At 63.4% G+C, this 12,275-nt stretch carries 10 protein-coding genes; all 10 read left to right on the forward strand.

The window, feature by feature from the left end; all coding sequences use genetic code 11:
* Window positions 1–343: 343 nt before the first annotated feature.
* The 10 genes from thrS to glmM all read left to right on the forward strand — a co-directional run bounded on the left by thrS (window position 344) and on the right by glmM (window position 12,251).
* Window positions 344–2,293 carry a threonine--tRNA ligase gene (thrS, locus tag PYV55_RS10220; protein ID WP_275850718.1) on the forward strand — a complete coding sequence of 650 codons (1,950 nt, stop codon included), beginning with the start codon at window positions 344–346 and terminating at the stop codon, window positions 2,291–2,293.
* A gap of 79 nt (window positions 2,294–2,372) precedes the next feature.
* The gene (gene infC / locus PYV55_RS10225) at window positions 2,373–2,972 is read left to right on the forward strand and encodes a translation initiation factor IF-3 (protein WP_275850975.1); all 600 of its coding nucleotides are present in this window, start codon (window positions 2,373–2,375) and stop codon (window positions 2,970–2,972) included.
* 189 nt (window positions 2,973–3,161) lie between these two features.
* Window positions 3,162–3,365 carry a 50S ribosomal protein L35 gene (gene rpmI / locus PYV55_RS10230; protein ID WP_144734192.1) on the forward strand — a complete coding sequence of 68 codons (204 nt, stop codon included), beginning with the start codon at window positions 3,162–3,164 and terminating at the stop codon, window positions 3,363–3,365.
* 27 nt (window positions 3,366–3,392) lie between these two features.
* Window positions 3,393–3,752, forward strand: a complete 360-nt coding sequence (gene rplT, locus PYV55_RS10235) for a 50S ribosomal protein L20 (RefSeq protein WP_275850723.1) — start codon at window positions 3,393–3,395, stop codon at window positions 3,750–3,752.
* A gap of 114 nt (window positions 3,753–3,866) precedes the next feature.
* Window positions 3,867–4,943 carry a phenylalanine--tRNA ligase subunit alpha gene (gene pheS, locus PYV55_RS10240; protein ID WP_275850726.1) on the forward strand — a complete coding sequence of 359 codons (1,077 nt, stop codon included), beginning with the start codon at window positions 3,867–3,869 and terminating at the stop codon, window positions 4,941–4,943.
* Between the two features lie 45 nt (window positions 4,944–4,988).
* A complete protein-coding gene (pheT, locus tag PYV55_RS10245; protein WP_275850729.1) occupies window positions 4,989–7,463 on the forward strand; it encodes a phenylalanine--tRNA ligase subunit beta in 2,475 nt (824 codons plus the stop codon).
* Between the two features lie 36 nt (window positions 7,464–7,499).
* On the forward strand, window positions 7,500–7,820 hold the full coding sequence (locus PYV55_RS10250; RefSeq protein ID WP_275850731.1) for an integration host factor subunit alpha: 321 nt from the start codon (window positions 7,500–7,502) through the stop codon (window positions 7,818–7,820).
* 200 nt (window positions 7,821–8,020) lie between these two features.
* A complete protein-coding gene (gene ftsH, locus PYV55_RS10255; RefSeq protein ID WP_275850733.1) occupies window positions 8,021–9,934 on the forward strand; it encodes an ATP-dependent zinc metalloprotease FtsH in 1,914 nt (637 codons plus the stop codon).
* A gap of 113 nt (window positions 9,935–10,047) precedes the next feature.
* Window positions 10,048–10,917, forward strand: a complete 870-nt coding sequence (gene folP / locus PYV55_RS10260) for a dihydropteroate synthase (protein ID WP_275850735.1) — start codon at window positions 10,048–10,050, stop codon at window positions 10,915–10,917.
* The gene (gene glmM, locus PYV55_RS10265; RefSeq protein WP_275850737.1) at window positions 10,914–12,251 is read left to right on the forward strand and encodes a phosphoglucosamine mutase; all 1,338 of its coding nucleotides are present in this window, start codon (window positions 10,914–10,916) and stop codon (window positions 12,249–12,251) included. Before folP ends, glmM begins: the two co-directional genes overlap by 4 nt.
* The last annotated feature ends 24 nt before the right edge of the window (window positions 12,252–12,275 follow it).

A 12,275-nucleotide genomic window follows, 5' to 3' on the forward strand; every position in this document is an offset into this window, starting at 1 on the left:
ATGCTTGCCCTTCGCGTCAACCGCGCAAACAGCGAGTGGGCCAGCTACTGGGCTACCACTTACCTTTATGCGGCTTGATGGGCACATCAGTTTGAATCGCACCCTTGCAAGAGGCGGCTTTTCCCGTGGGGGGTAAAATTCATCGGTTTCACTGAAACAGCTGGCACGAGAATGGACCAGGGCACTTCAGGCAATGACACTGTGAAGACACGTCGCGCCTGCTGACTCTAAGTCGAAATGGGCGCTTCGCCGCGTGCCTCCTGCGTGGGCAGCTACCAAAATGAGGAATCGAACAGCGCGGATACTCGCGCTGTTCTTGTTTTGCGAACGAGGAATTCTGTAAATGACCGAAGCGATCCAGCCCCTCCGCCAGGCCGTGCGTGTGACCTTGCCTGACGGCTCCACGCGCGAATTTCCCGGTCCGGTGACGGTCGCCGAGGTGGCGCAGTCCATAGGTGCAGGGCTGGCCAAGGCGGCATTGGGGGGCAAGGTGGATGGCAGGCTCGTGGACACGGGCTGCACCATAGACCACGACGCTGCGGTGTCCATCGTCACGGCCAAGGATGCCGAAGGGCTGGAGATGATCCGCCACTCCACGGCGCACCTGCTGGCCTATGCGGTCAAGGAGCTGTTCCCCGACGCGCAGGTCACCATAGGCCCCGTGATCGACAACGGTTTTTACTACGACTTCAGCTACAAGCGCCCGTTCACGCCCGAAGACTTGGCTGCCATCGAGAAAAAAATGGCCGAGCTCGCCGCCAAGGACGAGCCCGTGGTGCGCCGTGTGCTGCCGCGCGACGAGGCCGTGGCGTATTTCAAGAACATGGGCGAGCGCTACAAGGCCGAGATCATCGCGAGCATCCCGAGCAATGAGGACGTGAGTCTGTACCGCGAAGGCAAGTTCGAAGACCTGTGCCGCGGCCCGCATGTGCCGAGCACGGGCAAGCTCAGGCACTTCAAGCTCATGAAGGTGGCGGGCGCGTACTGGCGCGGCGACCACCGCAACGAGATGCTGCAGCGCATCTACGGCACGGCCTGGGCCTCGAAAGAGGAGCTGCAGCAGTATCTCGCCATGCTCGAAGAGGCCGAAAAGCGCGACCATCGCAGGCTGGGGCGCGAACTCGACCTGTTTCACATCGACGACCACGCGCCAGGCGTGGTGTTCTGGCATCCCAAGGGCTGGGCGCTGTGGCAGGAAGTCGAGCAATACATGCGCCGGGTCTACCGCGACAACGGCTACCAGGAGGTCAAGGGGCCGCAGTTGCTCGACAAAACGCTGTGGGAAAAGACCGGTCACTGGGACAAGTACCGCGACCACATGTTCACCACCGAGAGCGAAAAGCGCGAATACGCGCTCAAGCCCATGAACTGTCCGGGGCATATCCTGATCTTCAAGCAGGGGATCAAGAGCTACCGCGACCTGCCGCTGCGCTATGGCGAATTCGGTCAGTGCCACCGCAACGAACCCACGGGCGGGCTGCATGGCATCATGCGCGTGCGTGGCTTCACGCAGGACGACGGCCACATTTTCTGCACCGAGGACCAGATCCTGCCGGAGTGCATCGCCTATACCACCTTGCTGCAGAAGGTGTACCGCGATTTCGGCTTTGAGCACATCATTTACAAGGTGGCCACGCGGCCCGAGGCGCGCATTGGTTCAGATGCGAGCTGGGACAAGGCTGAGCACGCGCTCATGGAGAGCCTGCGCGCGTCGGGCTGCGAATTCGAGCTCGCGCCAGGCGACGGGGCCTTTTATGGGCCCAAGATTGAATACACGCTCAAGGATGCGATCGGTCGCCAATGGCAGTGTGGCACCATGCAGGTCGATTTTTCCATGCCCGAGCGCCTCGACGCCGAGTACGTGGGTGAAGACGGCGCACGCCATCGACCGGTGATGCTGCACCGTGCCATCGTGGGCAGCCTCGAGCGCTTCATCGGCATTCTTATCGAGCAGCACGCGGGCGCCTTGCCCACCTGGCTCGCGCCGGTGCAGGTGGCCGTGCTCAACATTACCGATGCACAGGCCGATTACTGTCGCGAAATTGCCGCAAAGCTGCAAAAAGCATTGCCGAATCAAGACCTTAGGGTCGTCGCCGATCTGCGCAACGAAAAGATTACCTATAAAATACGCGAGCATTCTTTGCAGAAGCTGCCGTATATCCTCGTCGCAGGCGACAAGGAGAAGGCGGCAGGAGCCGTCGCAGTACGTGCGCGGGGCAACAAAGGCCTGGGTGTGATGCCTCTGGAAGCCTTCACCCAGCACATTGCCCAAGACATTGCATCCAAAGTCTGATCCAAAAAACGGGTGAAGTGCTTGGCATCCCTGCGGCGTTTGCTATTGTTTTGTATTTTTTGATTCGAGGAAGAAAACCATCGCTACCGAATTTCGTGACCGTCGCCAGCGCGAAGAGCGCAAGCACCGCCTGAACCGGGAAATCGCGGCGCCTGAAGTGCGTCTGAGTGGCCCCGACAACGAGCCCTTGGGCATCGTGAGTTTGGCAGAGGCCTTGCGCATGGCGGGCGAGCTGGATGTGGACCTGGTCGAAATTGCGTCCATGGCGAGCCCTCCGGTGTGCCGTCTGGTCGATTACGGCAAGTTCAAGTACCAGGAGCAAAAGCGCGCTGCCGAGGCCAAGGCCAAGCAGACGGTGATAGAGATCAAGGAAGTCAAATTCCGCCCCGGCACGGACGAGGCCGACTACCAGATCAAGATGCGCAACATCCGCCGCTTTCTGGCCGAGGGCGACAAATGCAAGATCACCCTGCGTTTTCGCGGACGCGAGATCACGCACCAGGAACTCGGTCTGGCGCTGCTCAACCGTATCCGTGATGATCTGGGCGACGCCATCGTGGTCGAGCAGTTCCCCAAGCTCGAGGGGCGGCAGATGATCATGATGATCGCGCCCGGCAAGAAAAAGCCTGCGGCCAAATCGGCGGCAGAGGCGGGGGCTGCGACTTCCGCTGCAGCTTGAAGATGCCGTGTCTGCCGCTGGCGGTAGCGATAGGAAGAAGGTTTGAAGAATTTGCGCCGCGCCCTTTTACCGAGAGGCGTGGCGCGATAGGCGGAGCCAGATGGCTCTGCCGCCAAAAGTGGCTCGGGGCCAACAAGTTTGCAGTGTGTTTGCAAACGCCTCGCGAGCACAAACGAAGAGGAGCATGCAATGCCCAAAATGAAGACCAAGAGCAGCGCGAAAAAGCGTTTTCGTGTTCGTCCCGGTGGCACCGTCAAGCGCGGCCAAGCCTTCAAGCGTCACATCCTGACCAAGAAGACCACCAAAAACAAGCGCCACCTGCGTGGGGCCGTGAATGTGCATGAGACCAACCTTGGTCACATGGCGCAGATGCTGCCCTTTGCCGGCCTGTAATCGCTAGACGAACAAGGAGTAACGCATATGCCTCGCGTCAAACGTGGCGTCACCGCCCGCGCCCGTCACAAGAAAGTTCTCGCCCTGGCCAAGGGCTTCCGCGGTCGCCGCGGCAACGTTTTCCGCATCGCCAAGCAGGCGGTGATGAAGGCGGGCCAATACGCCTACCGCGACCGCCGCGCGAAAAAGCGCGTGTTCCGTCAGCTCTGGATCGCGCGTATCAACGCCGCGGCCCGTGAACTGGGCCTGACTTACAGCCAGTTTGCCAACGGGCTGAAGAAGGCCTCCATCGAGATCGACCGCAAAATGCTGGCCGACCTCGCCGTGCACGACAAGGCAGCTTTCGGCAGCATCGTCGAGCAGGTCAAAGCCAAGCTGGCTGTCTGAGCTTGCTGCGTGTACGAGTGCTGCGAGCAGTTATTTTTTGATAGCTGTTCGTACAATCAGAGCAAGGGCTAGCGCTGCAAAGGCACTAGCCCTTGTCGTTTTTGAGAAGTCGATATGAACGATTTGGATTCTCTGGTCGAAAGCGCGGCGCGCCTGTTCGCGCAAAGCCCCACGCCGGCGGAGCTCGAAAATGCCAAGGCGCAGTTCCTCGGCAAGTCCGGGCGCGTGACCGAGCTCATGAAGGGGCTTGCGCAGCTTTCCGTCGAAGAGAAAAAAACGCGCGGCGCAGCCATCAACGCGGCCAAGCAAGCCATAGAAGCAGCGCTGCAGGCGCGGCGCCAGGCCCTGGCCGAGGCCCAGTTGCAAGCGCAGTTACAGGCCGAGGCGCTCGATGTGAGCCTGCCGGGCCGCCAGCGTGGCGCCGGGGGCCTGCACCCGGTGTCACTTACGCTAGAGCGCATCCAGGCCATTTTCGGATCCATGGGCTTCGACGTGGCCGACGGACCCGAGATCGAAACCGACTGGTTCAATTTCACCGCATTGAACACGCCGCAGGACCATCCGGCGCGCTCCATGCACGACACCTTTTACGTCGAAGGTGGCACTGACAACGCGCCCCATCTGCTGCGCACGCATACCAGCCCCATGCAGATACGCCATGCCGTGCAGCACGTCAAGAAGCACCGCGCCGCACAAGGTGCGGCTGGCGGGGGCGCAGAGCTGTTTGCCGGCCCCATGCCCGAAATCCGCGTGATCGCGCCAGGGCGTACCTACCGCGTGGACAGCGATGCCACGCACTCGCCCATGTTCCACCAATGCGAGGGCTTGTGGATCGGCGAAAACGTGAGCTTCAAGGACCTGAAGGTCGTCTTCACCGATTTTTGCCGCACCTTTTTCGAAAACGACGAGCTGGTGCTGCGCTTTCGTCCGAGCTTTTTCCCTTTCACCGAGCCCAGCGCCGAAATCGACATCCAGTTCCCGAGCGGGCCGCTCGCGGGGCGTTGGCTCGAAGTCGCGGGCTCGGGCCAGGTGCACCCCACGGTGGTGCGCAACATGGGGCTAGACCCGGAAAAATTCATTGGTTTTGCCTTTGGCATGGGGCCCGATCGGCTCACCATGCTGCGCTACGGCGTGAACGACCTGCGCCTGTTCTTCGACGGTGACATCCGCTTTTTGTCGCAGTTTCAGTAAGCCGCGGCGGACCGCAGCGGGTGTTCACCTTTTGATCGTTTGACCATGCAATTTCCTGAATCCTGGTTGCGCAGTTTTTGCAACCCGCCACTTTCCACGGCCGAGTTGGCCGAAACATTGACCATGGCCGGCCTAGAGGTCGAGGAACTGCGCCCGACGGCGCCGCCTTTCTCGCGCGTGGTGGTGGGCGAAATCAAAGAGGCGGTGCAGCATCCCGACGCCGACCGACTGCGCGTGTGCCAGGTCGATGCGGGGCAGGGCGCTTTGCTGAACATCGTGTGCGGTGCGCCGAATGCGCGGCCGGGCATCAAAGTGCCGTGCGCGCTCGTCGGGGCCGAGCTGCCGCCCGGGCCCGACGGCAAGCCGTTTCTCATCAAGGCGAGCAAGCTGCGCGGCGTCGAGAGCCAGGGCATGTTGTGTTCGGCGCGCGAGCTGCTGCTGTCGGAAGATCATGGCGGCTTGCTCGAACTCGCGTCCGAGGCACCCGTGGGGCAGGACGTGCGTGTGTGGTTGAACCTCGACGATACGCTGTTCACGCTCAAGCTCACGCCGAATCTTGCGCATTGCCTGAGCGTGTACGGCGTGGCACGCGAGCTATCCGCTTTGACGGGCGCGCCGCTGCAGCCGCTTGCTTTCCCTGCCGTGACCGCGGGTTGCGCCGATCGACTGCCCGTGCAGGTGCTGGCACCCGATTTGTGCGGGCGCTTTTCGGGCCGCATCGTGCGCAACGTGAACACGCGCGCGCAAACGCCGCAGTGGATGGTCGATAGGCTCGCGCGCTGCGGGCAGCGCAGTGTGTCGCCACTGGTCGATATTTCGAATTATGTGATGTTCGAGCTCGGACGGCCTTCGCACATTTTCGACCTCGACAAAATCCACGGCGGCCTCGAGGTGCGCTGGGGCCGGCCGGGCGAGCCGCTTAAGCTGCTCAACGGCAACACGGTCGGCGTCGATGAAAAGGTCGGCGTGATCGCCGATGCGCAAGGCGTGGAATCGCTCGCGGGCATCATGGGCGGCGACGCCACGGCGGTGTCGGACGCCACGCGCAACATCTACATCGAAGCCGCCTTCTGGTGGCCCAAGGCCGTCGCGGGGCGCTCACGGCGCTACAACTTTGCGACGGATGCGGGGCACCGCTTCGAGCGCGGCGTCGATCCCGAGCACACCGTCGAGCACATCGAGCGCATCACGCAACTGGTGCTAGACATCTGCGGCACGCCCGAAACCGTCTGCGGGCCGATCGACGACCAGCGCGTGCGCATGCCTGTGCGGCAGCCCGTCACGCTGCGCGTGGCGCGTGCATGCAAAGTCCTGGGCATGCCTCTGACGCAGGCGCAGTGCACCGAGGCGCTCACGCGGCTGGGGTTGGAGGTGACGCCGAAAAACACCCCGGACGCGGCGGATGCAGGCATCCTCGAGGTTGTGCCGCCGTCGTACCGCTTCGATCTGGCGATCGAGGAAGACTTGATCGAAGAAGTCGCGCGCATGGTCGGCTACCAGCGGCTGCCTACGACGCCGCCGCTCGCGCCCATCACGCCGCGCGTGGCGCCCGAAACGCAGCGCAGCCCGTTTGCCGTGCGCCGCGCTTTGGCTGCGCTGGGCTACCAGGAAACGATCAACTTCAGCTTCGTCGAGGAGCGCTGGGAGCAGGAGCTCGCAGGCAACGCGCAGCCCATCCGCCTGCTCAACCCGATTGCAAGCCAAATGAGCGTCATGCGCTCTACCTTGCTAGGTTCCTTGCTACAAGTTTTGCGATTCAATCTGGACCGCAAGGCGCAGCGGGTGCGCGTGTTCGAGCTTGGGCGTGTGTTTCTGCGCGACGCCAGCGTGCCCGACAGCGACCGCACGGTCGCGGGCGTGCACCAGCCCATGCGCGTTGCGGGGCTGGCTTATGGCCTCGTCGATATGCTGCAGTGGGGGCAAAAGGCGCGCGAAGTCGATTTCTTCGACGCCAAAGGCGACGTGCAGGCGCTGCTCGCGCCGCTCGAGGCGAGTTTTGAGCCCGCCGAGCATCCGGCTATGCACCCGGGGCGGTGTGCGCGGGTGCTCCTCGATGGGCGCGCGATCGGCTTCATTGGCGAGCTGCACCCGCGCTGGTGCCAGGCCTGGGAGCTGCCGCAGGCGCCGCAGCTGTTCGAGCTCGACCTCGCAGCCGTTTTGCAGCGCCCCTTGCCGCAGGCACAGCCCGTGGCGCGCCAGCAGCCGGTGGAGCGTGATTTGGCCCTGGTGGTGGCGGAGCGGGTGACTTTTGCCGAGGTGCAGGCCACGATTGCAGCGGCCATCGCGCCGAGTCTGCTGCGCTCGGTGGTGTTGTTCGACGTTTACCGGCCCAAGGCGCAGCCGGTGCGTGAAGGCGCGACGGCAGCCGCTTCGGGTGTGGGGCTGGAAGAAAAAAGCCTCGCCGTGCGCATCACGCTCGCGCGCGAGGACGCGACCCTGACCGAGGCCGAGATCGACGCCGCAATGCAGGCCGCCGTGGCCGAACTCGGCCGGCGCACGGGCGCGCGCTTGCGGGCCTGAGCCGTGCGTACATGGCATAAGGAAAGGGAGCACACGATGATCGAATTCGCCGTAGCAGACCTCGAAACGCCGGCTTTGACCAAGGCGCAGTTGGCGGAGTTGCTGTTCGACCACATCGGCTTGAACAAGCGCGAGTCCAAGGAGATGGTCGAGGCCTTTTTCGATCTGCTGGTGCACAGCCTGGTCGAGGGCGAGGACGTGCGCCTGACAGGGTTCGGCACTTTTCAGGTGCGCACCAAGGCGTCGCGGCCGGGGCGCAATCCGCGCACGGGCGAATTGATTCCGATCGAGGCGCGGCGTGTGGTGACTTTCCACGCGAGCAGCAAGCTCAAGGAGCAGGTACAAGCGGCTGTCTGAGCGCGTTTTGCTCGGCAGCATGGCAAGGTGTGGCCTGATCAGCACCACAGGAAGCACATGAATCGCCGTAAGTCCTATAGCCATTATGGGAAATGCTTATCGGCGCGTTTGCTTGAAACGCCTAAAATGCCCGCATATGGGAGACGGCTCACGTATGCGTGGGCTCATGGTTTTTCCCCCAAGGGGAATGGGAGTTTCGCTTGAACAATCAATGGTTTTCGAAAATCGCCGTGTGGCTGGTCATCGCCATGGTGCTGTTCACGGTGTTCAAACAGTTCGATGGGCGCGTGAGCCCGAGTGCGGGCTACGTGGGGTATTCGGACTTCCTCTCGGAAGTGCGCAACAACCGCATCAAGAGTGCGACCATTCAAGAGGGGCAAAGCGGCACCGAGATCATCGCCATCACCAACGATGACCGACGCATCCGCACGACGGCTACCTATCTTGACCGCGGCTTGGTCGGCGACCTCATCAACAACAACGTCAAGTTCGACGTGAAACCGCGTGAAGAGGGCTCGCTGCTCATGACCTTGCTCGTGAGTTGGGGGCCGATGCTTTTGCTGATTGGGGTGTGGGTGTATTTCATGCGCCAGATGCAGGGCGGCGGCAAGGGCGGCGCCTTCAGCTTTGGCAAGAGCAAGGCGCGCATGCTCGACGAAAACACCAACACTGTCACCTTCACTGACGTGGCGGGCTGCGACGAGGCCAAGGAAGAGGTCAAGGAGGTCGTGGACTTCCTCAAGGATCCGCAGAAATTCCAGAAGCTCGGTGGACGCATTCCGCGCGGTCTGCTGCTTGTCGGGCCGCCGGGTACGGGCAAGACCTTGCTTGCCAAGGCGATCGCGGGCGAGGCCAAGGTGCCTTTCTTCAGCATTTCGGGCTCCGACTTCGTCGAGATGTTCGTCGGCGTGGGTGCGGCGCGTGTGCGCGACATGTTCGAAAACGCCAAGAAGAACGCACCTTGCATCATCTTCATCGACGAAATCGACGCCGTGGGGCGCCAGCGCGGCGCGGGTCTGGGCGGTGGCAACGATGAGCGTGAGCAGACGCTCAACCAGATGCTGGTCGAGATGGACGGCTTCGAGACCAACCTCGGCGTGATCGTGATCGCGGCGACCAACCGCCCTGACATTTTGGATGCCGCGTTGCTGCGCCCTGGGCGCTTCGACCGGCAGGTCTATGTCACGCTGCCAGACATCCGCGGCCGCGAGCAGATTTTGAATGTGCACATGCGCAAGATTCCGGTCGGCCAGGACGTGAGCGCGAGCATCATCGCGCGTGGCACGCCGGGCATGAGCGGCGCCGATCTGGCAAACCTGTGCAACGAGGCCGCATTGATGGCTGCACGTCGCAACGCGCGCGTGGTCGAGATGCAGGACTTCGAGCGTGCCAAGGACAAAATCCTCATGGGCCCCGAGCGCAAGAGCATGGTCATGCCCGAAGAAGAGCGCCGCAACACTGCCTACCACGAGGCGGGCCATGCGCTCATCGGCCGTTTGCTTCCCAAGTGCGACCCGGTGCACAAGGTCACGATCATTCCGCGCGGCCGCGCGCTCGGCGTGACCATGAGCCTGCCCGAAAAAGACCGCTACAGCTACGACCGCGAATACATGCTCAGCCAGATCAGCATGCTGTTCGGCGGCCGTATCGCCGAAGAGGTGTTCATGCACCAGATGACCACGGGCGCCTCCAGTGACTTCGAGCGCGCCACGCACATAGCGCGCGACATGGTCACGCGCTATGGCATGAGCGACGCGCTCGGCCCCATGGTCTATGCTGAAAACGAGGGTGAGGTGTTCTTGGGCCGCTCCGTCACCAAGACCACCAACATGAGCGAAGAAACCATGGAGAAGGTCGATCGAGAGGTGCGCCGCATCATCGACGAGCAATACACACTGGCGCGTGGCTTGATCGAAGAGCACAGCGACAAGATGCACGCCATGGCCAAGGCGCTGCTCGAATGGGAAACCATAGACATCGAACAGCTCGATGACATCATGGCCGGAAGGGAGCCGCGTCCGCCCAAGGACTGGACGCCGCGCACGCCTTCGTCTGGCGGGGGCTCGGGCGGCACGCCCGCGGTGACGGCAGACCCGAAACCGTCGGCGGCGTGATTCGAGGCCGTTGGTCGACCCGCAGCGTGGTGTAGAAACGGGGCGTAAGGCCCCGTTTTTTTCGGGCATTTTTCTCCATCCACTTCCGCATTTCTTCTTCGGAAATACCGCAGATGTTCTGGCACACGGCGCGTTTTCGTATCGACCTGTCGCGACCGCAGGTCATGGGCATCGTGAACGTCACACCGGACTCTTTCTCCGACGGCGGGCAGCACGCGACGACTGCGGCGGCGCTTGCGCATTGTGAGCAACTGTTGAAAGAGGGCGCAGATATTCTCGACATCGGCGGTGAATCCTCGCGCCCCGGCAGCGCGCCGCTGCCGCTGGAGGACGAACTCGCGCGCGTGCTGCCTGTGGTGCGCGCCGCAGTGCGCCTGGGCGTACCGGTATCCGTCGATACCTACAAGCCGCAGGTCATGCAGGCTGCGCTCGATCTGGGTGCGGACATCGTCAACGATATCTGGGCGCTGCGCCAGCCCGGCGCGGCGCAAGTGGTGGCTGCGCACCCTGCCTGCGGCGTGTGCCTGATGCATATGCACCGCGATCCACAAACCATGCAGCGTGCGCCCATGCAAGGTGACGTGCTTCCGCAGGTGCTTCGTTTTTTGCAGCTACAAGCGCAGACACTGCAAGCGCTAGGCATAGAAAAAGCGCGTATTGCGTTGGATCCCGGCGTGGGTTTCGGCAAGACGGTGGAGCAGAATTTCGCGCTGCTCGCGCGCCAGCGCGAATTACTTGCGGTGGGCCACCCCCTGCTCGTGGGCTGGTCGCGCAAGTCAGCGCTCGGCGCCGTGACGGATTTGCCTGTGCAAGAGCGCCTGGCGCCCAGTGTGGCCGCGGCGCTGCTGGCCGTGGAGCGCGGTGCGCACGTGGTGCGTGTGCATGACGTGCGCGCCACGGTGGCCGCGCTCGCGGTCTGGCGCGCGGTCTGCCAGGCGGAGCGACATTCCCAAGACATCCCAAAGAAAGAGGCACACGCATGACGCGCAAATTTTTCGGCACCGACGGCATCCGCGGCACGGTGGGGCGGCCGCCGATCACGCCCGACTTCGTGCTGCGCCTGGGCCACGCCGTGGGCCGGGTGCTGCGCCAGACGGAAGAGCGCCCCACGGTGCTGATCGGCAAGGACACGCGCATCTCGGGCTACATGTTGGAGAGCGCACTCGAATCGGGCTTCAACTCCGCCGGCGTCGATGTGGTGCTGCTCGGCCCGCTGCCCACGCCGGGCGTGGCCTACCTCACGCGCGCGCAGCGTGCGAGCCTGGGCGTGGTCATCAGCGCGAGCCACAACCCGTACCCTGACAACGGCATCAAGTTCTTCAGCGCACAGGGCAGCAAGCTGCCCGACGCCTGGGAGCAGGCCGTCGAAGCCGCGCTCGACGAGCCACCGCAGTGGGCCGATTCGGCCAGCCTTGGCAAGGCGCGCCGGCTCGACGATGCGGCCGGGCGCTACATCGAGTTTTGCAAGAGCACTTTCGCGCAGGACTTGACGCTCAAGGGGCTCAAGATCGTCGTCGATGCGGCCCACGGTGCGGCCTACCAGGTGGCACCCAAGGTGTTTCATGAACTTGGCGCGGACGTGCTGGCCATAGGCTGCGCGCCCGACGGCATCAACATCAATGACGAGGTCGGCGCGACCCACCCCGATGCGCTCGTGCGTGCCGTGCGCGCCAACCAGGCCGATTACGGCATCGCGCTCGACGGCGACGCCGACCGCCTGCAGATGGTCGATGCCCAGGGGCGCCTCTACAACGGCGACGAACTGCTGTACCTGCTCGTGGCCGACCGCATGGGGCGTGATGAATACGTGCCGGGCGTGGTCGGCACCTTGATGACCAACATGGCTGTGGAGCTCGCCCTCAAGGCGCGCGGCGTCAAGCTGGTGCGCGCCGCCGTGGGCGACCGCTACGTGCTCGAAGAGCTTGAGCGCCACCATTGGGTGCTCGGTGGAGAAGGCTCAGGCCATTTGCTGATCCTGGACCGCCAGACCACGGGCGACGGCCTTGTCAGCGCGCTGCAGGTCTTGCAGGCCTGCGTGCGCAGTGAGCGCAGCCTGGCGCAGTTGCTCGAGGGCGTGCAGCTCTTTCCACAGGTGCTGCTCAACGTGCGCCTGGCGCCGGGGCAGGATTGGCGCCAAAACCGCCTGCTCGCCGAGGCTACGCGAGCAGTGGAGCAGGAGCTGGGCGACAGCGGCCGCGTGCTGATCCGTGCCAGCGGCACCGAGCCCCTGCTGCGCGTGATGGTCGAAGCGCGCGATGCGCAGCAGGCCAACACCTGCGCGCAAAAGCTCGCGGACGCGGCGCGGGCCGATCGATAATTTGCAAATTCGCCAAAAAACAAG

This window comes from Extensimonas soli (assembly GCF_029211265.1).
Classification (GTDB): Bacteria; Pseudomonadota; Gammaproteobacteria; order Burkholderiales; family Burkholderiaceae_C; genus Extensimonas; species Extensimonas soli.